The sequence below is a fragment of the Aeribacillus sp. FSL K6-1305 genome, from assembly GCF_038050115.1.
In the GTDB taxonomy this organism is placed as follows: domain Bacteria; phylum Bacillota; class Bacilli; order Bacillales; family Aeribacillaceae; genus Aeribacillus; species Aeribacillus composti.
The window spans coordinates 1739742-1760705 of the sequence record NZ_JBBOQV010000001.1 but is presented as its reverse complement, the minus strand read 5'-3'; the positions used below and the strand labels follow the sequence as shown (position 1 = coordinate 1760705).

At 39.0% G+C, this 20964-nt stretch carries 20 protein-coding genes; 16 read left to right on the top strand and 4 right to left on the bottom strand.

The features are described from left to right. Window positions 1–7: 7 nt before the first annotated feature. Together hemY and NST97_RS08460 are read left to right on the top strand one after the other, a co-directional pair. Entirely contained in the window at window positions 8–1426 is a 1419-nt protein-coding gene (hemY, locus tag NST97_RS08465; RefSeq protein WP_341343110.1) for a protoporphyrinogen oxidase, read from the top strand. A gap of 278 nt (window positions 1427–1704) precedes the next feature. Next, window positions 1705–2718: a LacI family DNA-binding transcriptional regulator gene (locus NST97_RS08460; protein ID WP_063387323.1), complete on the top strand. Its 1014-nt coding sequence runs from the start codon at window positions 1705–1707 to the stop codon at window positions 2716–2718. 61 nt (window positions 2719–2779) lie between these two features. On the opposite strand, the gene yhfH is transcribed toward NST97_RS08460, so the two are convergent. Beyond that, window positions 2780–2911, bottom strand: coding sequence for a protein YhfH (gene yhfH / locus NST97_RS08455; protein ID WP_065095529.1), 132 nt, complete (start codon window positions 2909–2911; stop codon window positions 2780–2782). A gap of 104 nt (window positions 2912–3015) precedes the next feature. Here yhfH and NST97_RS08450 point away from each other — a divergent pair, with 104 nt between their 5' ends. The 10 genes from NST97_RS08450 to murC all read left to right on the top strand — a co-directional run bounded on the left by NST97_RS08450 (window position 3016) and on the right by murC (window position 14008). Beyond that, window positions 3016–3753: an MBL fold metallo-hydrolase gene (locus NST97_RS08450; RefSeq protein ID WP_341343177.1), complete on the top strand. Its 738-nt coding sequence runs from the start codon at window positions 3016–3018 to the stop codon at window positions 3751–3753. Between the two features lie 263 nt (window positions 3754–4016). Then, a complete protein-coding gene (locus tag NST97_RS08445; RefSeq protein ID WP_063387481.1) occupies window positions 4017–4979 on the top strand; it encodes an ABC transporter substrate-binding protein in 963 nt (320 codons plus the stop codon). A gap of 17 nt (window positions 4980–4996) precedes the next feature. Next, window positions 4997–5965: an ABC transporter permease gene (locus tag NST97_RS08440; protein WP_094244634.1), complete on the top strand. Its 969-nt coding sequence runs from the start codon at window positions 4997–4999 to the stop codon at window positions 5963–5965. Further along, window positions 5940–6728 (top strand): ABC transporter ATP-binding protein, encoded by a 789-nt coding sequence (locus tag NST97_RS08435; protein WP_063387326.1) that lies wholly within the window; start codon window positions 5940–5942, stop codon window positions 6726–6728. The genes NST97_RS08440 and NST97_RS08435 overlap by 26 nt, the downstream gene beginning before the upstream one ends. 105 nt (window positions 6729–6833) lie before the next feature. After that, window positions 6834–7391, top strand: coding sequence for a helix-turn-helix domain-containing protein (locus NST97_RS08430; protein WP_339197133.1), 558 nt, complete (start codon window positions 6834–6836; stop codon window positions 7389–7391). A gap of 18 nt (window positions 7392–7409) precedes the next feature. Next, complete coding sequence (locus tag NST97_RS08425; protein ID WP_066248896.1) at window positions 7410–8129, top strand: AzlC family ABC transporter permease; 720 nt, start codon at window positions 7410–7412, stop codon at window positions 8127–8129. Next, window positions 8122–8427: an AzlD domain-containing protein gene (locus NST97_RS08420; RefSeq protein WP_094244638.1), complete on the top strand. Its 306-nt coding sequence runs from the start codon at window positions 8122–8124 to the stop codon at window positions 8425–8427. Before NST97_RS08425 ends, NST97_RS08420 begins: the two co-directional genes overlap by 8 nt. A gap of 83 nt (window positions 8428–8510) precedes the next feature. Next, window positions 8511–9770: a M48 family metallopeptidase gene (locus NST97_RS08415; protein WP_094244639.1), complete on the top strand. Its 1260-nt coding sequence runs from the start codon at window positions 8511–8513 to the stop codon at window positions 9768–9770. A 153-nt stretch (window positions 9771–9923) separates the two neighbouring features. Then, window positions 9924–12506 (top strand): DNA translocase FtsK, encoded by a 2583-nt coding sequence (locus NST97_RS08410; protein WP_341343109.1) that lies wholly within the window; start codon window positions 9924–9926, stop codon window positions 12504–12506. 203 nt (window positions 12507–12709) lie between these two features. Then, window positions 12710–14008 carry a UDP-N-acetylmuramate--L-alanine ligase gene (gene murC / locus NST97_RS08405; RefSeq protein ID WP_341343108.1) on the top strand — a complete coding sequence of 433 codons (1299 nt, stop codon included), beginning with the start codon at window positions 12710–12712 and terminating at the stop codon, window positions 14006–14008. A 59-nt stretch (window positions 14009–14067) separates the two neighbouring features. Here the strand turns inward: murC and NST97_RS08400 are convergent, their stop codons facing one another. Beyond that, on the bottom strand, window positions 14068–15183 hold the full coding sequence (locus NST97_RS08400; RefSeq protein WP_066248885.1) for an aminopeptidase: 1116 nt from the start codon (window positions 15181–15183) through the stop codon (window positions 14068–14070). Window positions 15184–15380: 197 nt separating this feature from the next. Here NST97_RS08400 and NST97_RS08395 point away from each other — a divergent pair, with 197 nt between their 5' ends. The 4 genes from NST97_RS08395 (at window position 15381) to ccpA (ending at window position 19087) form a co-directional block, all read left to right on the top strand. After that, window positions 15381–15812, top strand: a complete 432-nt coding sequence (locus tag NST97_RS08395) for a DUF948 domain-containing protein (protein ID WP_063387334.1) — start codon at window positions 15381–15383, stop codon at window positions 15810–15812. 32 nt (window positions 15813–15844) lie between these two features. Beyond that, window positions 15845–16288 (top strand): YtxH domain-containing protein, encoded by a 444-nt coding sequence (locus tag NST97_RS08390; protein WP_063387335.1) that lies wholly within the window; start codon window positions 15845–15847, stop codon window positions 16286–16288. A gap of 477 nt (window positions 16289–16765) precedes the next feature. Next, the gene (locus NST97_RS08385; RefSeq protein WP_341343107.1) at window positions 16766–17842 is read left to right on the top strand and encodes a bifunctional 3-deoxy-7-phosphoheptulonate synthase/chorismate mutase; all 1077 of its coding nucleotides are present in this window, start codon (window positions 16766–16768) and stop codon (window positions 17840–17842) included. A 240-nt stretch (window positions 17843–18082) separates the two neighbouring features. After that, window positions 18083–19087 carry a catabolite control protein A gene (gene ccpA, locus NST97_RS08380; protein WP_341343106.1) on the top strand — a complete coding sequence of 335 codons (1005 nt, stop codon included), beginning with the start codon at window positions 18083–18085 and terminating at the stop codon, window positions 19085–19087. Window positions 19088–19122: 35 nt separating this feature from the next. Here the strand turns inward: ccpA and NST97_RS08375 are convergent, their stop codons facing one another. Both NST97_RS08375 and NST97_RS08370 read right to left on the bottom strand, forming a co-directional pair. After that, on the bottom strand, window positions 19123–20319 hold the full coding sequence (locus NST97_RS08375; protein WP_063387338.1) for an acetoin utilization protein AcuC: 1197 nt from the start codon (window positions 20317–20319) through the stop codon (window positions 19123–19125). 1 nt (window position 20320) lies between these two features. Beyond that, window positions 20321–20962 (bottom strand): acetoin utilization AcuB family protein, encoded by a 642-nt coding sequence (locus tag NST97_RS08370; RefSeq protein ID WP_144597132.1) that lies wholly within the window; start codon window positions 20960–20962, stop codon window positions 20321–20323. Between the last annotated feature and the right edge of the window lie 2 nt (window positions 20963–20964).

Below are 20964 nucleotides of genomic sequence, written 5' to 3'. Positions count from 1 at the left end.
AGATTTTATGGGAAGAAAAAAAGTAGCAATTGTTGGCGGGGGAATAACTGGGCTTTCAGTTGCGTTCTACTTGCAGTCAGAAATTAAAAAAAATCATCTTCCAATAGATGTTGTGCTGATTGAAGCGAAGCCGCGATTAGGAGGAAAAATAGAAACGATAAAAAGGGACGGATTTATCATTGAAAGAGGTCCGGATTCCTTTTTGGAGCGAAAAAAAAGCGCTACGCAGCTTGCAAAGGACGTAGGGCTCGGAGATTATTTGGTGAACAATGACGTGGGGCAATCTTTTGTCCTTGTCGGCGACAAGCTCCATCCGATCCCGAAAGGAGCGGTTATGGGCGTGCCAACAAATATTGCTTCTTTCACCACCTCCGGTTTGTTTTCCTTAACTGGCAAGCTGCGGGCTTCGTTTGACCTTTTCCTGCCGAAGAAAAAAGTGGACGGAGATCAGTCATTAGGCGGATTTTTTGGACGCAGGCTCGGCAGCGAAGTGGTTGAAAATTTGATTGAACCGCTTCTTTCCGGGATTTATGCAGGAGATATTTATAATTTAAGTTTATTAGCAATCTTTCCGCACTTTTATGAAATTGAACAAAAGCATCGCAGTTTAATTTTAGGAATGGCCAAGCAGGCGCAAAAGTCTAAACAAAAACAACAACAGGAGCAACATAAAGGGATTTTTCAAACCGTTTCAACTGGTTTGCAATCGATTGTTGAAGCTATAGAACGCCAATTGGATCATACGGTAGTGAAAAAAGGAATAAAAGTTTCGGAGATTAAAAAGGAAGATGATCTCTACCATTTGGAATTATCTGACGGAACTGTTGACAAGGCGGATGCGATAGTCATTACCGCTCAGCATGATGCTATTCCATCTATGTTTCCGAATGAGCAGCAAACACTCGCTTATTTCAAAAAAATGCCTTCAACATCTGTTGCAACCGTTGCAATGGCTTTTCCGGAAGAAGCTGTTCAGCTGCCCGCAGATGGAACGGGGTTTGTTGTTTCGAGAAACAGCGGCTATACGATCACTGCTTGTACATGGACCAACAAAAAATGGCCGCATACTGCTCCGAAGGGCAAAACGCTGCTAAGAGCGTATGTTGGAAAAGCAGGAGATGAAGCGGTTGTTGACCAGCCGGATGATGTGATCATTCAAACCGTTTTGGATGACTTAAATCGATTGATGCCGGTAAAAGGAGAACCGATTTTTTCTATTGTTACAAGATTGAGGGAAGCAATGCCACAATACATTGTCGGACACCTTGACAACATAAGAAATATAAAAAGTATTATGGGACAAAAATACCCCGGAATATATTTAACGGGTGCTTCTTTTGAAGGATTGGGGATCCCGGACTGCATTGATCAAGGTAAAAAAGCGGTGAAAGATGTTCTTCAATTTTTACATTTGGGACAAGCTTAAAAGGCAGGCTTGTCTCTTATTTTTTCAGAGGAGGCATCCATTTTAGCAAGTTTTGACGCTTCCGACTTCTGATCTTTAAAACGCCTTGGTTGGTTCCCATTGTTTAAAGTCCGACAATTCAAATTGAAGAAAATATATATTTGTTGAACAAGTTAGCATTTCTGTTTTTTTAGAAAAAGCGATCTGGAAAGATATAAAAAATTCATTGCACATCTGTTGACCATTGATCTATAATCAAAAGAAAATCAAGGGATCCCAAAGTTTTTGGAGGAATGAAAGTGGCTACAATTGAAGATGTGGCAAAACTGGCTGGTTTATCGAAAACAACAGTTTCAAGGGTGATAAATAATCAGCCTTACGTATCGGAGGAAAAAAAACAATTAGTGCTAGAAGCAATGAAGCAATTAGGGTATGTACCTAATTCTTCAGCTAGAAGTTTAAGAAATCAAAAAACTGAAATTATTGCTGTCATTATTCCTAGGGTTATGAACCCGTTTTTTGGACAATTTGTTGAATCGCTGGAAATCGTTGCGTCTCAATACCATTATCAATTGATTGTTTGTCAAACGTTATATTCAGCAAAAAAAGAATTAGACTATTTAAACTTGTTAAAAACGAAACAAGTAGATGGAGTGATTATGACGACATTGCTAAATGGCTGGGAGGCTGTTGAGCCGTTTTTAGAATACGGTCCGATTATTTTATGCAACGAATTCGATGAACAGGCAAATGTCCCGATGATTCATATGGATCAAAACTACGGAGGGTATGTTGCAACTAAGCATTTAATCGATCAAGGATACAATAAAATTGCTTTTTGCTGCGGAAATGTAAACAGTAATGTTTCGAGAGCTAGGGAAGAAGGTTTTCGAAAAGCACTTCGTGAAGCCGGATTGTACCTTCCTGAGCAATATATTTTCCGAAATGTATTTACATTTGAAGACGGAAAAAATGTCTTGAGGAAAATGATGGAGATGGTTGAAGCTCCAACGGCGGTCTTCACAGGTTCTGATGAAGTGGCAGCCGGGATGATTTCTGAGTCAAAGAGACTTGGCGTCCGTGTCCCGGAAGAATTAGCGGTCGTCGGGTTTGACAATCAGGCTATAACTGAACTGATGGAGCCTATGATTACGACGGTTAATCAGCCGGTGAAAGAAATGGGTCATTTAGCAATGGAAGTGATGATGGAAAAAATAAAAACGAGACGGTATAAAGAGAGAGAGGTGCATCTTTTGCCTCTTACATTAATTGTAAGGGATTCTTCAAAGCTAGCCAATTACAATGTGTATTAGTACAGGTTAAGAGAAGAGAAAAAATATTCAGGCAATTCTTTTTAGAATTGCCTGAATAAATTTATTTTACATGTAAGCAATGATTGCATTTGTTCCCGTAGCATTCGTGCTGTTCTTCGATTTCTTTTCCGCATTCAATACATTTTTTTCTTGGCAAGTTTCTAAAAAATTCAGTGATTTTTTGTCCTAACATTTTTTATCCCCCCGTGCTGTTGTTATTAACATTGTATTATAACAGAATGAAAAATGTCAATACTGTTTTAAAACATTTTTTTCTTATTGAGGAGGATAAGGGTGATGAAAGTAACAGTTGTAGGGTTCTGGGGAGGCTATCCAGAAGCGAATGAGGCTACATCAGGCTATTTATTTCAGGAAAAGGGGTTTAACCTGTTAGTTGATTGCGGAAGTGCTGTATTATCACAGCTGCAAAATTTTGTATCACTTTCAGATTTAGATGCTGTGATCCTTTCTCATTATCATCATGATCACGTTGCGGATATTGGACCGCTGCAATATGCAAGACAAATTACCGGCATGCTGCAAAAATCAAACAAAATTTTGCCCATTTACGGACATAGCCTTGATACAAAAGAATTTGACAGACTCACACATTTGAATGTGACAAAAGGAATTTCATACGATCCTGATCAATCGATTTCGATCGGTCCGTTTACGATTACATTTTTAAAAACAGATCATCCTGTTGACTGTTTTGCCATGAGATTTACTTCAGGACATAAAACGGTTGTATACACGGCAGATTCAAGCTTTAAAAATGAATTCATTCCATTCAGCCAAAATGCGGACTTGCTTATATGCGAATGCAATATGTATGCGAATGAAGACGGCAAAAAGTTTGGGCATATGAATTCCCACGAAGCTGCGACAATTGCTAAGGAAGCAAATGTAAAAGAACTTTTGCTGACTCATTTGCCTCATAAAGGCAATCATGAAGAATTGATAGAAGAAGCTAAAACGATTTTTAATGGATCGATCAAGCTGGCGAAAACAGGGTTGTCGTTACATATTGATTAAAGAGAAATTATATTAGCAAAATTATGGGACAGCCTTTTGCCGAACATTTCATAAACTTAAAGCTACTTGCAAACTTCATTTTGACAGAATAGTGTTCCATTTTCTGTAAGGATGCAGTATGTTGGCATCCTTATTTTTTTGGAAAATTCGTCAGAAAATAATTGAAAATCAAAAATATATTGTTATAATTTAAAGCATAAAAGTAAAAAAGGGGGAAGAAAATTTTGAAAACTAGGATAGGAGCAATCGGAGGAATTTTTTTGATGGCGCTCCTCGTGCTGTCAGGTTGTGGAAGCAGCAAAGGGTCCAGCAGCGAAAGCAATAGTGAAGAAGGAAAGAAAGAAACATTTAAAATTGGTATCACTCAATTTGTAGCGCACCCGTCGCTGGATGAGGCATTGAAGGGATTTCAACAAGCAATTAAAGATAAAGGGTTAAATGTAGATTATGATATTCAAAACGCTCAAGGGGATCAATCGAATACCCAAACGATTGCGAATAACTTCGTCGGAGATAACGTCGATTTAATTTTTGCGAATGCAACGCCTAGTGCACTTGCTGCAGCAAATGCTACAAAGGATATTCCAATTGTATTTACATCCGTAACAGATCCTGTCGGCGCCGGGCTTGTGAAAGAGATGGAAAATCCAGGAGGGAATGTAACAGGAACAACTGATACCCATCCTGATGCCATACCGAAAACGGTGAAATTTATTGATCAATATTTAGATGGCAAAAGAATAGGAATGATCTATAATTCAGGCGAACAAAACTCTGTTGCGCAAATTGACCTTGTTAAAAAAGCGACAGAAGGAACGGATTTGAAAATTGTCGAAGCTTCTGTTTCTACTTCAGCTGAAGTGAAACAAGCTGCTGAATCTCTTGTCGGCAAAGTCGATTGTTTTTACATTATCACTGACAATACCGTTGTTTCTGCGCTTGATTCGGTTATTTCCGTTGCAAATGAAAACGATATCCCGCTGTTTGTCGGTGAATTAGATTCAGTCAAAAAAGGCGGTTTTGCTGCGTACGGATTTGAATATTATGATATTGGCTATGAAGCAGGAGAAATGGCTGCAAAAATTTTAACAGAAGGGAAAAAGCCGTCTGAACTGCCTGTTCAATATCCGCAAAACTTAAAGCTTCTCATTAATAAAAAAGCAGCAGCTGAGATGAACGTTAAGATTTTAGACGAGTGGAGCAAAGAAGCAGAGTTTATTGAGTAATTTGGAAGGGTGTTTACATGCTGACAGCAGTATATGGCTCACTTGAGGCGGGACTTATTTACGCAATAATGGCTCTCGGAGTCTATTTATCTTTTAGAATATTAGATTTTCCAGATTTAACGGTTGACGGTAGCTTCGTTACTGGAGCTGCCGTCGCAGCCGTCATGATCATAGACGGAGCTCATCCTGTTATGGCGACGATTGCCGGAATGATTGTCGGCTTTCTAGCTGGGATCTTAACGGGAATTTTGCATTCGTATGGGAAAATTAATCCGTTGTTATCCGGTATATTAATGATGATCGCTCTTTATTCCATTAATTTGCGAATTATGGGAAAATCGAATGTTTCGCTTTTACAGGAGGAAACGCTTTTCTCAAAGCTGGCCGATGCGCTGGCACCGATCGATCAAGCCGTTAAGAGCGTCATTTCTTTTTCCCCGACCACATGGTCAGTCATCATTTCAATGGTGTTATTGGTCGCTTTTTTAAAGCTCATCCTTGATTACTTCTTAAAAACGGAAATCGGACTTGCTATAAGAGCTGTCGGAGATAACGAAGAAATGATTAAAAGTTTTTCGGCGAATACAAACTTTCTTAAAGTATTAGGATTAGGATTGTCAAATGGTTTGGTTGCTTTGTCAGGTGCGCTTGTCGCCCAATATAATGGCTTCAGCGATGCCAATATGGGAATTGGAATGATTGTGATCGGGCTTGCTTCCGTTATTATTGGAGAGGCAATTGTCGGCAGCAAGACGATTGTTCGGGCTACCTTAGCTGTTATAATCGGTGCTGTCATTTATCGTTTCATAGTCGCCTTTGCATTTAGATTTAACTTTTTTGAAACAGGCGATATAAAATTAATTACAGCTTGTATCGTCATTTTGGCGTTAATCATCCCGCGATATTTTGAAAAACGGCGTGAGAAAAAAAGAAAATTGGCAAGAAAGCGGGGGGAACAAGTTGCTTCAGCTAAAACACATTCATAAAGTGTTTAACGAAGGGTCATTGGATGAAAAAATCGCCTTAGATGGAATTCATTTAGAGGTCGAAAAAGGCGATTTTATTACGATTATTGGCAGCAACGGCGCAGGGAAATCGACTTTGCTGAACATCATAGCTGGAAAGCTGTTTCCCGATGAGGGGGAAGTCTGGCTTGACGGCGTAAATATAACAACACTTCCTGAGCATAAACGATCAAAATATATCGGCAGAGTGTTTCAAAATCCGTTGTCAGGCACATCGCCGACGTTGACCATTGAAGAAAATTTGGCGATCGCTTACGGCCGTGTTCATAAACGAACTTTGGCCAGAGGTGTAACGAATAAGCGGAAAAATTATTTTAAGGAGCAGCTGTCGCTTTTAGGGCTTGGATTAGAAAACCGTTTAAATGCGAAAGTAGGATTGCTGTCAGGCGGGGAAAGACAGGCGTTGTCGCTTTTGATGGCAACATTTACGAAACCGAAAATATTATTGCTTGATGAGCATACAGCCGCATTAGATCCCGCACGCGCAGAGGTCGTCCTGTCGCTTACGAAAAAATTTATTGAAGAATATAATTTAACAACGATTATGATTACACATAATATGCAGCAGGCGATTGATCTAGGAAACAGATTGCTGATGATGAATCGCGGAAAAATCATTTTTGAGGCATCTGCTGAAGAAAAAGTAAAACTGACCATTCCGAAATTAATGGACGAATTTGCCAAAATTCAAGATGCAGTATCTGACCGGGTGCTCTTAAGCTGATATTTACCTCTTTCCATTCAGGGGAGAGGTTTTTAAATGCAATTTTGTTCAATATATAAAACAAATGTATGATATAATAAACAAAACATAAAAAAGGAGGAAAACATGAAGCCGATTCAGCAAATTATTGGGGAAAATTTTTGTAAAATCCGAAAAAGGATGGCGCTAAGCCTCGACAAGGTGTCTGAAAAGACAGGCGTTTCCAAAGCGATCCTTGCACAAATTGAAAGGGGGGAAGCGAATCCGACTGTCTCCACACTGTGGAAAATAGCGAACGGACTTCATGTATCATTTTCCGCTTTGATGAAGGAGGAGGCGCCAAGCGTTCAAAAAATATCTTTATCAAACATACCGGCTATATCTGATGATGATGAAAAGTATAAAGTATACCCGATGTTTACGTTTGAAATCGGCAAGCCGTTTGAGGTGTTTGAAGCACATTTAGAGCCTGGACATGTCCATCAATCGGATGAACATGCGTATGGGGTGCAAGAAATTTTGTTCATTCAAAAGGGAGCTTTAGAAATTGTAATTGATGGATGTTCTTATGTTGTTCGCGAAGGGGAAGCGATCCGATTTGCAGCGGACAAAAAGCATGATTATAAAAATATAACGGATCAAAAAGTTAAATATTATGTGATCATTTATTATCCGGAAAACTAGAAATGGAGGTGATTCCGATTGCATTCGACAGCATTGGCAAAATATAAATCGGAATTAATCCAAGGCATTCAAGCAGGAATCAGCATTGCCATCGGCTATTTCCCCGTTGCCATCGCTTTCGGCCTTCTTGCTGAAAGAACGGGACTTTCGATTGCGGAAACGGTGATGATGAGTGCAATCGTTTTTGCAGGAGCGGCTCAATATATGTCATTAAGCCTAATTGCTGCGCATGTTGGTGCTTGGGAAATTATTATGACAACTTTCATTGTAAACATCCGCCATTTCCTTATGTCAGCATCATTAAATGAGAAAGTGGAGAAAGACTCCATTTGGAAAAAAGCTCTGTACGGCTTTGGTGTAACAGATGAAACATATGCAGTTGCGGCTGTCAGACAGGAAATGGTCACAGCACCATATATGTTTGGACTATGCTTGATGGCATATAGCAGCTGGGTGATCAATTCTGGAATCGGTTATATAGTTGGAGAAAATTTGCCCGCTTTCTTACAGGAAAGCATGGGAATTGCTCTATATGCCCTATTCATCGGCTTATTGGTTCCTTCATTAAAAAAACATCGGAAAATTATCGTACTAGCTTTATTATCTGCAGTGATAAATTCCGTTTTATTGACGACCGGACGGCTGTCTATAGGCTGGTCTATTGCATTGTCGTCCTTATTTTCCTCCGTTGTTGTGGAATGTATCTTTAGAAAATTAGAGGTGCAGCAAGATGAATAGCCAAATATTTTGGTTGATTATCGGAATGGGCATTGTGACATACATACCGCGAATGCTTCCTTTTGTTATTTTCAGTCAATTACATCTCCCTCCGTTTTGGCAAAATGTATTAAAAAATGTACCATATGCAACATTAGGTGCATTGATCGTGCCCTCGGTCTTTTTTATTCACGAGGATTTCCTGTTTGGAGCAGTCGGTGCATTTACAGCGTTCATTGCTGCTTATTTCGGAGCCAACGTCTTTTTTGTAGTTATTTGTTCAATTGCCGTTTTATCTTTTTACAGCTTCTTTTTCTAAATATTTTGGAAAAGCAGTTCTATTACGATGTTTTTTTATCTAAACTACTAAAGGAGGGAGTTAAGCTCAAGGGGGTATTCGGCTTGAAAAAGTGTCTTCTAACGATCATTTTATTATATGCAGTTTACGGTTTGGTTTTATACTTCTATTTATTCTTCTGGACGGGTTATGAGCTGCCGAAGGGAATTGAAGGTACTGCTGCCGATCCGAAAACGTTTTTAACGGCAGAGGAGCTGCAGCTGTCAGAAAATTATTCGCAATTGAAAAATTTGGTATTTTTCATATCCATTCCGTTAGAGTGGATCATCTTTTTTATTGTGCTAAGCTTTGGGATTTCAAAAACATTTCAGCAATGGGCGGAAACAGCATCCCGTTTTTTTATAGTCCAAACAGCTTTATACTATTTTTGGCTGTCATTGCTTGTCACTTTACTAACATTACCTGTCAGCTGGCTGAACTACAAACTGTCAAAGGATTTTCAAATCTCGACCCAGACGTTGAACTCGTGGCTGAAGGATGAAGTGACCGATTTTCTTGTGAATTATGTTTTAATGGCGGTTGTCGTCACGTTTCTATACATCATTATTCGAAAATTTGAAAAGCGCTGGTGGCTTTGGGCATGGTTTGCATCGATACCATTCACATTGTTTATAATGTTTATTCAGCCGGTAATCATTGATCCGCTGTACAACGATTTTTACCCGTTGAAAAATAAAAAGCTGGAGGAAGAAATTTTACAGCTAGCTTCCAAAGCAGATATTCCCGCGGAGCATGTGTATGAAGTGGATATGTCCACCAAAACAAATGCGTTGAACGCCTATGTGACAGGAATAGGATCAAATTCGAGAATCGTTTTGTGGGATACGACGTTAAATAAATTAAGCGAAGATGAAATATTATTCATTATGGCTCATGAGATGGGACATTATGTGATGAAGCACATCTATATCGGAATAGCCGGGTATTTGCTTCTTTCCTTGGCAGGTTTATATATCATTCATCGGTTAATGATTTTTTGTACAAATCGATGGGGAAAAAGGCTGAACATTCAATCTATACGTGAATTGTCGTCGCTTCCTCTATTTCTTTTGCTGCTGGGGATGTTATCGTTCGCTTCAAGCCCTATATCCGGCATAGTATCAAGGTATCAAGAGAAACAGGCGGATTTATATGCAATTGAAATGACAAAAAACGAGGAAGCGGCTGTAAAAACATTTCAACATTTGGCGAAATTTAGCCGCAGCGAAATAAATCCGCCGAAAATAGTGAAATTTTTACGTTACGATCATCCGCCTCTGATTGAACGAATAATGTATATCGAAAATATAAAAAATAAAGAATAAACTCCTTGTTTATACAGGGAGTCTTATTTATTTTTAAATCTGTGATTTTAGCAATATAATATTAATGTTTGTCATTGCTTTTTAAACTTCCAAAAAGTATTTTTATTGATAAAATATAGGATGAGATTAGTATGAATGAAAGAGTGATCATAGATGAGCTGGTTGTCAAAACTGTTGCGGTTGTTTTTCGATAATCAGGAAGAAGAATATGAAAGAAAGATAGATAAAAACAATTCTACTGAAAAAATAAAAGATCAATCATTAACTGACGATAGATTAGAGATGCAAGCTAGAGTTACATATCAATATCCGAAAGGAAACTTTCGGTTTCCGCTAATATCCGATGATGAAACATTGCGAGAAACGAGACGCCCAGCGGATGCGGCAAAATCAAAAGCAAAAACATCTTCTGAACGCAAGCAGTCTCGACTGAATAGTGCACAAGGCGCACAAAAGGAAAGAAAATCTTTTCAGCCAACGGAAATCCCTTCACCGATTTTTGGATTTGGACCAAGGAATAGAGACGATTTATTTTTCAAAAAAATTGAAGAGCAATATCAGCAACAGACGGACATAGACGTACATGATATTTTCGTCAATGATCTGGAAAAACAAAAAGAAGTGCAAAGGGAGTTTGCTGCAGCAGAAGAAATAGAAATAAATGAAATGATAGAATATGAAAACGATTATGAAAAAGAAATATCAAAAACACAAGATCACGAAGCTGAGGATTCATATTTTGAAATAACAGCACCGCCTTCGGAGGATAAACAGCGGGAAGCTGAGGAAGCTCAATCGGTCGAGGCTTCAAAGCTGGAGATGGATTCAAAGCAAGAGACGAATCTAAAACAGTGGACAGGTCTAAACCAGGAGACGGAATCAAAGCAAGAGACGAATCTAAAACAGTGGACGGATCTAAACCAGGAGATGGAATCAAAGCAAGAAACGAATCTAAAACAGTGGACGGATCTAAACCAGGAGACGGGATCAAAGCAAGAGACGAATCTAAAACAGTGGACAGGTCTAAATCAGGAGACGGATCTAAAACAAGAGACAGTTCTAAAGCAGGGGACGAATCTAAAACAGGAGACAGATCTAAAACAAGGAACAGATCTAAATCAGGAGGAAGGTCCAAAACAGGAGACGAGCCTAAAACAGGAAGCGGATCCAAAGCATTTAGAGAAAAAGTCCGCTGACAGACGAAAGCCTGTTTCCAGAGGAAAGCTTTCATCAAATCAAAACGAAAAGACAATTATTCCATATAATGTCATTATGTTTGGACAAGATAAACGAAAGCTTGAAGTAAAGGAAAAACGGCAAAATTATTTGTTTCCGCCGCTCACCCTCCTGAACGTTCAGCCGTTTGAGGAAGAAGCGGATGATCAGTGGATAGAAAAGCAAAAGAATTTGCTCGATCTTACGCTGCAAAATTTTCATGTCAATGCAAAAGTGGTCAATGTGTCACAAGGGCCTTCCGTCACGAGGTTTGAGGTTCACCCTGAACCCGGCGTAAAAGTGAGCAAGATAACTAACTTGATAGACGATATTAAATTAAGCTTGTCTGCAAAAGACATCCGGATTGAGGCTCCGATACCGGGGAAAAACACAATAGGGATTGAGGTGCCAAACCGGAAAAGCAAAACGGTTTTTTTAAGAGAGATTTTACGGTCGAAAGCTTTTCAAGCCAACCGCTCTCCGTTAACGGTTGCTCTGGGCCTCAGCATTTCAGGGGAGCCGATTGTGACGGATTTGAAAAAAATGCCGCATGGTTTGATTGCGGGAGCTACAGGGTCAGGAAAAAGCGTTTGTATCAATACGATTTTAGTCAGCCTGCTCTATAAAGCAACTCCAAATGATGTGAAAATGCTCCTCATTGATCCAAAAATGGTGGAGCTTGCACCGTATAACCGCATACCTCATCTCGTCAGCCCTGTTATTACGGATGTAAAAGCAGCTACTGCTGCACTGAAATGGGCGGTAGATGAAATGGAAAGAAGGTATGAATTATTTGCCCATGTAGGCGTTCGAGATATCGAGAAATTTAATGAACGAGTCGGCGACAAGGAAAAGGAGAAACGATTGCCGTACATCGTGATTGTGATTGACGAGCTCGCTGATTTAATGATGGTTTCGCCGAACGATGTGGAGGAGGCGATTTGCCGGATTGCCCAAAAAGCGAGAGCTTGCGGCATCCATTTATTAATTGCCACACAAAGACCGTCTGTTGATGTTATAACCGGTTTAATAAAGGCGAATATTCCTACAAGAATAGCATTTTCCGTATCATCGCAAATAGATTCAAGAACGATTCTTGATACTTCCGGTGCAGAAAGACTCCTAGGAAGAGGAGACATGCTGTTTTTAGAAAACGGTTCTGCAAAACCGGTAAGAGTTCAAGGAACTTTTGTTTCTGATGATGAAATTGATCGCGTCGTTCACCATGTAAAAAACCAGATGGCTCCCAATTATTTGTTTAAACAAGAGGAATTGCTTGCGAAAACAAATTTCCAAGCAGAAGAAGATGATCTTTTTTATGAAGCCTGCGAGTTTGTTGTAGAGCAGGGGCATGCTTCGGCTTCAAGCCTTCAACGCCGTTTTCGAATCGGTTATAATAGAGCGGCCAGATTGATTGATTTAATGGAGGAGCAGGGGATCATTTCCCCGCCGAAAGGAAGCAAGCCGCGAGACGTGCTAGTGTCAGAAGAACAATTGAAAACAATAAAAGAGAGTAGTTGAGATGTACTGAACATGATATTATTAAAATGTTGGGCTGATTTTGGCAATGCCGATTTAAAACGATATACGTTGCTTTCAATTAGGAAAAACTAAAAGTATACAATATTGCGTTATGAAGCTTGCAGGAAATAAATATTATAGTTGCAAAACTAGTCATTCGTCATATATTATTTTACAGATAGACGATTGTTGGAGGTTCTTATATGACTGCTTATCATTTTGTTGGCATAAAAGGAACAGGGATGAGTGCTTTAGCTCAAATCCTTCATGATATGAATGAAAATGTACAAGGATCTGATATTGAAAAATATATTTTTACACAAAAAGGCTTGGAGGAACGGGGAATTCAAATATTTCCTTTTTCAAAAAATAACATTCACCCTGGTTTAACTGTAATAGCTGGTAATGCTTTTCCAGATACACACGAGGAGATTGAAGAAGCAAAGAGACTTCAATTGCCGGTTTACCGCTATCACAAATTTTTAGGGGAATTGATGAACAAATTCACAAGCATAGCGGTAACTGGCGTGCACGGTAAAACATCTACAACCGGTTTACTGTCTCATGTTATGCAAGGTGCTTTTCCTACCTCATACTTGATTGGAGACGGAACGGGAAAAGGAGTTCAAAACAGCAAATATTTTGTCTTTGAAGCATGTGAATACCGGCGCCATTTTCTATCCTATCATCCGGATTATGCGATTATGACGAACATTGATTTTGACCACCCTGATTATTATCGTGATCTGGATGATGTTTTTTCAGCATTTCAGCAAATGGCTTTACAAGTGAAAAAAGGAATTATCGCTTGCGGAGATGATGAGCGTTTACAGGAAATACAAGCGAAAGTTCCGGTATTATATTACGGTTTTCATGAGGAAAACGATTTTCAAGCGAGAAATGTGGTGAAAAGCACAACGGGAACTGTATTTGATGTATATATTCGGAATACGTTTTACGGCACGTTTGAAATTCCTGCATTCGGGGATCACAACGTTCTAAATGCGCTGGCGGTTATTACGTTATGCCAATACGAAAATATTGGAATTGATGTTATTCAGGAGCGCGTCAAAACGTTTAAAGGCGTAAAAAGAAGATTCAGCGCCAAAAATTTCGGAGGACAAGTGCTGATTGACGATTACGCCCATCATCCTACGGAAATAAAAGCAACAATTGAAGCTGCGCGGCAAAAATATCCTGACCGGGAAATTGTTGCTATTTTTCAGCCTCATACCTTTTCAAGAACACAGTCATTTCTTAATGAGTTTGCGGATAGTTTAAAAAGCGCCGACAAAGTATACTTATGCGAAATTTTTGGCTCTGCCCGTGAAAACATAGGGAACCTCACGATTAAAGATTTGCAGGCGCAAATTGAACATTCAGAGTTAATCGATGAGACGAACATTAAAGTTTTGAAAAAGCATGAAAGCAGCGTTATTTTATTCATGGGTGCAGGAGATATTCAAAAATATCAAGATGCCTATGAAAAGCTGTGTGTTTAAAACAAAACGACTGTAACAAAAAATGTTACAGTCGTTTTGTTTTTATAGCGAAGAATGCACTATTTTAAATTCTCAGGATTTAGCTGCTCCAATTCCGGAATGACAAACAGCCCGTCTTTTCGGATCAATACGTCGTCAAAATAAATTTCTCCGCCTCCATATTCCGGACGCTGAATGACGACCAAATCCCAGTGGATATTGGAATGGTTGCCATTATACGCTTCATCGTAGCATTGCCCTGGCGTAAAGTGGAAGCTTCCAGCGATTTTTTCGTCAAACAGAATGTCCTGCATCGGGTGAAGGATGTATGGATTGACACCGATGGCGAATTCACCGATATATCTTGCTCCTTCATCTGTATCCAAAATGCTGTTTAATCGTTTTGTATCATTAGCTGACGCATCAATGATTTTTCCGTCTTTAAATGTTAACCGAACATTTTCAAATGTAAATCCTTGGTACGGAGAAGGCGTATTAAACGTAATGGTACCGTTCACAGAATTTTTAACAGGCGCTGTAAATACTTCACCGTCAGGAATATTCATGCGTCCTGCACATTTAATCGCAGGAATATCTTTGATTGAAAAAGTCAAATCAGTGCCAGGACCTTTAATATGTACTTTGTCAGTTTTGTTCATCAGTTCAACAAGCGCATCCATCGCTTTATCCATTTTTTCGTAATCAAGAGTGCAGACATTAAAATAAAAGTCTTCAAACGCTTCTGTGCTCATTTTTGCAAGCTGTGCCATGGATTCATTCGGGTATCTGAGAACCACCCATTTTGTTTTCGGAACGCGGATTTCACGATGCACCTTTTGCCCGATTGTTCTGCCTTCCAGCTTCATTTTTTCTTCTGGAACGTCAGCAAATTCATTAATGTTTTTGCCTGATCTGAGGCCTATGTATGCGTCCATTTCTTTCATGACATTTGCTTCGAAATCAGCCATCATTTCGAATTGTTCTTCTTGTCCTCCAAGCAATAAAGCTCGGTTTATTTGATGATCTTTAATGGAAACAAACGGATGCCCGCCAGCTTTGTAAGCCTCGCGGATGAGAGCAATCACAAGCTCCTTCTCAAGACCAAAGTTTTCAATAAGCACTTTTTCGCCTTTTTGCAGTTGGCATGAATAATGAATTAAAATTTTTGCCAATTTTTCGATTCTTGGATCTTTCAACTTGCCGGCCTCCTTTTTTTTCGTTATACAATAATATTGTAGCGTTTCCTGATTGGATTTAAAACTTGTTCTATTTTTGATATGATCGAAAGGATTCAATTGACAAAATGTCGAATAGATAAATGATTGCAGATTTTATGTTTGCATTCCGAAAAATTAGGGAATTGTATTATTGGTTTTACTTGGAGGTGCAGCAGTTGGAATTCATATTATATGCAAGCATTGCGCTAATAGCTGTAGCTTTTACAGTGTTAGTTGTTTATTTAGCCAAAACATTAAAATCTCTGCGCATTACACTCGATCAAGTAGCCGGGACGCTTGCGGGCCTTGAAAAGCAGGTGGAGGGCATTACAAAAGAAACAACAGATTTGCTTCATAAAACAAACCAATTGGCGGAAGACATTCAGAAAAAATCTGAGAAGGTCAACTCAGTGGTGGATGCCGTAAAAGAGATTGGAACATCCATTCAACAATTTAATCGGTCTATGAAAAAAGTTTCAGCGAGTGTAACTGGACAATTGGAAAAAAATGAAGAAAAAGTTGCTCAAGCCATCCAGTGGACAAATGCTGTGATGGAATTGATTGATAAAGTAAAGCAGAGAAAACGATCAAAGAAGCAAACTGATTAATTAATTTTACTTAAAAAACAGGAGGCGCAAACATGTCAAAAAAAAGCACGAATAAAAAAGGGTTCATAATAGGTTCTATTATAGGCGCTGTTGTTGGGGCAGCTTCCGCATTATTGCTTACGCCAAAGTCAGGAAAAGAGCTTCGCGAAAATTTTAATGATCAGGCGGGAAAAGTGAAGGAAAAAACATCAAAAATTACAAGCGAAGCATATGAAAAAGGAGTACAGTTTATCAGCTTGGCAAAAGAAAAATCACAAAATATTCAACAGAAAATCCAAGAGCAGTCTGAGGGCTTGGTAAAAAAAATAAAGGAACGAAGCAATGAAAATGAAATTTCTGAAAAAGAAAATCCTTCAGATTCCGCTGACACCGAGCTTGACGACGAACAAAGTCAGAAAACAGAAAATTTGACTGACACTTCACAAGCCTCAGATGAAGAGCTTCAAAGCGAAAACAATAAAGAAACAAAGTCATAGGTTTGGCAAGACAATCATCATCGGCAAACAAGCCGATGATTTTCGTTTACAGGAAAATAGGCAGCGAATAGAGGAAAAGAGCGTGAAAATTTTCATGGGGAATATTTTTCGAACAGTGTTACAAGTCCATCAGCCGGCAAGGTTTTCAAGAATTTTAAGCTTTTGCTGCTGATTGCCAAAGCCCTAATCATTTAGTTTACATGTACAAGAATTGTCCGATTCCATAACTGAAACATAATATAAATGAAACATAAATCCCCCAAATATTGTATAATAATTTTATCTGGCATGATGATCATTGGGAAATGACTTGTGAAGAACTGAAGAAAATATTTTGAAAAAAATAAACACTTTACCGCTTAAAAGCGTTTAATCGATAAAGAAATTTTTAGTGACATTTCAAGGAATATGGTTTATAATAAACCCTAATTAAAATCAAATGCTTAAAATTTTGACGGATGTGAAAGGGTGGAAAAAATGAGCTATACAGAATTAGAAGCGCTTAGGGAACGGGTTGATGAAATCAATTTGCAAATTTTAAAATTAATTAACGAGCGAGGCAAGCTTGTTCAAGAAATTGGGAAAGCGAAAGAAGCGCAAGGAGTTAACCGATATGATCCTGTCCGTGAACGAAAAATGCTCGATTTAATAAAAGAACATAATAATGGTCCATTTGAAGATTCCACTTTACAGCATATTTTTAAGGAAATATTTAAAGCGGCATTAGAGCTTCAAGAGGACGATCATCGAAAAGCATTGTTAGTATCAAGAAAGAAAAAGAAAGAGAATACAATCGTTGACGTCAAAGGCGAAAAAATCGGGGATGGCAGCCAATACTTTGTTGTCGGTCCTTGTGCGGTAGAAAGCTATGAGCAAGTAGCTGCTGTTGCGGAAGCAGCGAAGAAACAAGGCTTGAAGCTGCTAAGAGGCGGTGCATTTAAACCTAGAACATCACCATATGATTTCCAAGGTTTAGGCATTGAAGGCTTAAAAATTTTAAAAAGAATTGCTGATGAGTTTGATATGGCAGTTATTAGTGAAATTGTGTCGCCTCAAGATATTGATGTGGCCCTTGATTACATCGATGTCATCCAAATCGGGGCACGGAACATGCAAAACTTTGAATTGTTAAAAGCAGCAGGATCTGTTCGCAAGCCTGTATTGTTAAAACGCGGTCTTTCTGCAACGTTATCAGAATTTATGAATGCTGCGGAATACATTATTTCTCGAGGTAACGATCAAATCATTCTTTGTGAACGCGGAATTCGCACGTATGAACGCGCTACAAGAAACACGCTGGACATTACAGCAGTTCCGATTTTAAAACAGGAAACACATTTGCCTGTATTAGTTGATGTCACTCATTCAACAGGCCGGAAAGACCTTCTAATTCCTGCTGCAAAAGCTGCTCTTGCTATTGGGGCAGACGGTATTATGGCTGAAGTTCATCCGGATCCGGAAGTAGCTTTGTCAGATTCTGCGCAGCAAATGAATATTGAGCAATTCAATCAGTTTATTTCTGAATTAAGACCATTAGCGAAAGTAAATGCCTAATTGAATATCGTCTATTTTTTAAAAAAGGAGCCTTTTAAGGTTCCTTTTTTTGCGTAGATCGTTTACATTATTTAATGAAGGATATACTTTAATGAACATATTTTTTTAACGAAAAAGGTAAAAATATAAGAAAACACGCCAAGCACATTGCGGACGAATGCTTTGTATCGTATGATAAGAGTTATACGGAAGAGACTGTTATTTATTTGATATAGATCATTTAGATGAGGAGTGTTGATCATGAATAATGTGACGATATATGATGTTGCACGTGAAGCGAACGTTTCAATGGCGACAGTTTCACGAGTTGTAAACGGCAACCCGAATGTAAAGCCGACAACTAGAAAGAAAGTATTGGAAGCGATTGAGCGTCTCGGCTATCGGCCAAATGCGGTCGCAAGAGGGCTGGCTAGCAAAAAGACGACGACTGTAGGTGTTGTTATACCGGATGTATCAAGCACATTTTATTCAGAATTGGCTCGCGGGATTGAAGACATCGCAACGATGTATAAATATAATATTATTTTAAGCAATTCTGACCAAAATAAAGAAAAAGAATTGCATTTGCTTAACACTCTTTTAGGGAAACAAGTGGATGGAATTGTATTTATGAGCGGCAATATTACAGAGGAGCATGTGGAAGAATTTAAACGTTCACCGGTTCCTATTGTGCTTGCATCAACTTTTGATGAAAACAATGAACTGCCTTCTGTTAATATCAATTATGAACAGGCAGCCTATGATGCGGTTAAGTTTTTAATCGATAAAGGACACAAACATATTGCCTATGTATCCGGGCCGATGGAAGAGCCTGTGAATAAAGTGAAAAAGCTTAAAGGATACATACGTGCACTTGAAGAGGCAGGGATCAAATACGATGAACAATTTGTAATAGAAGGAGATTATTCCTACGAATCCGGGATTGAAGCATTTGACAAAGTGTTGGAGCTGTCGCCAAAACCGACTGCAATCTTTGTTGGAACGGACGAAATGGCATTGGGCGTGATTCATGCCGCTCAAGATAAAGGCTATGAAATTCCGAAAGATTTTGATGTCATCGGCTTTGACAATACTCGTTTGGCGACTATGGTTCGTCCGCGATTAACAACCGTTGTCCAACCGTCTTACGATATCGGTGCGGTTGCGATGCGCCTGTTAACAAAATTGATGAACAAAGAGGGAGTAGATAATCATATTGTTGAACTCCCGCATCGTATTGAAATTCGGCAATCGACAAAATCATAATCTTTTTAAGCTGAAGAAAAAACGGCCAAGCTTTTTTAAAAAGTTTGGCCGTTAACATTTTTTTTTGCATTATATTCCCTTTGCTGCCGGATGAATTGCAGAGCCAATTCAAGAGTGTGATTGTTTTTTTCTTCAATTTCTTTTTTCCTTGGAATCGGTTGATATAACGGATCGGGATCTTCCCATGTTGGGATTAATTCAACGGGAGATTTCTCCTGCCATTTTTCCAGCCATTCTTTCGGAAGAGCCCCTTGTGCTTTGCAGCTTAAATTTTTCATCTCCAGCCAAATGAGCGACCAAGCTCTTGGAACAACCCGCCAAATATCGTAGCCTCCTCCGCCGACAGCTATCCATTTTCCATCGCAGTAGCTGTGGGCAATTTCATGTGCAAGCTTCGGGATTTCCCGGTAAATATTGATGCTGGCGTGAAGATGAGTTAGTGGATCAAAATAGTGGGCATCAGCTCCGTTTTGAGTGACGATGACATCAGGCTTAAAGTACTCTGCAACTTCTGTAACGGCCTCTTTGTAAACTTTTAGCCATGATTCATCTTCGGTAAATGCATCTAACGGAATATTAAAGGCAAAACCGTATCCAGAACCTTGTCCCCGCTCATGAACTGTTCCTGTCCCAGGAAATAAATATCGCCCAGTTTCATGAATAGATAGTGTGCAAACGTTTGGCTCATCATAAAACGACCATTGAACACCATCTCCGTGATGCGCATCCGTGTCAATGTACAGCACTCTTGCCCCATATTTTTCGATAATATATTTAATCGCCACTGCGCTGTCATTATATATACAAAATCCAGACGCTTTCCCCCTGAAGCCGTGATGAAGACCTCCGCCTAAATTTAAGGCATGCTTCGATTTTTCCATCATGACATGATCAACTGCTGTTAATGTCGCGCCAACAATAAGAGAACTGGCCTGATGCATGTTTTGAAAAATAGGTGTATCTTCCGTACCAAGTCCGTAGTTTAAAGCTTCATGCTCAGACAGCTTTCCTTCCCCTGCCTGTTTTACTGCACGAATATAGCCGGCATCATGAATAAGCTCCAGCTCCTCATCTGTTGCAAATCTTGGTTCAACTATTTCATCATCTTCAAGCGCTTTCAATTTTTTTAGCAAATCAACTGTTAATTCTACTCGCAGCTGGTTGAATGGGTGCTTATTACTAAATTTATAATTTAAAAATAAAGGGGAATAAATAAACACGCTGTCTTTCATGTTATTCCCCCAACATATGAGGCCATACAACGGTATAACCTTTTTTCTCAAGCTCAGTAATAAGCCCCATTGGATTCATCGTCTGCACCCGAAAAACTAGTGTTTTGAATTTTTCGTTTTCTTCCGGATACACAAAAACGCTGGAAATGTTTACTTTTCCTTTATGAAATACTGTTGCGACTTCTGAAAGCATTCCGGTTATATTGGGAACTCTTACTTCAATGCGGGAGCTGGGCTGATGGGCTCCAGTCAACTTTACAAACGTATTCAAAACATCTGTTTTGGTAATAATTCCGACAAGCTTTCCATTTGTAGTAATGGGGAGGCAGCTGATTTTATGCTCATAAAAAATCGTAGCAGCATCTTCAACAAAATCAAGAGGGTGTCCGGTTATGACATCGGTTTTCATAATGTTTTTAACTGGCTTGTTTAAAAGCGCATCCAATTTTTCATTTTTACTTAATATAGAGGGAGCAGCATCGCGAATATCTCTGTCTGATATAATGCCAATAAGGGTATTCTCTTCGCTGATGATCGGAATATGCTTGATTCTAGCTTTTTTAATTAAGTTTAAAGCATCTTGGATCGAGTGATCCGGAGAAAGCGTGAGTACGTTTTTTTGCATGATTTTTTCAATAATCATGT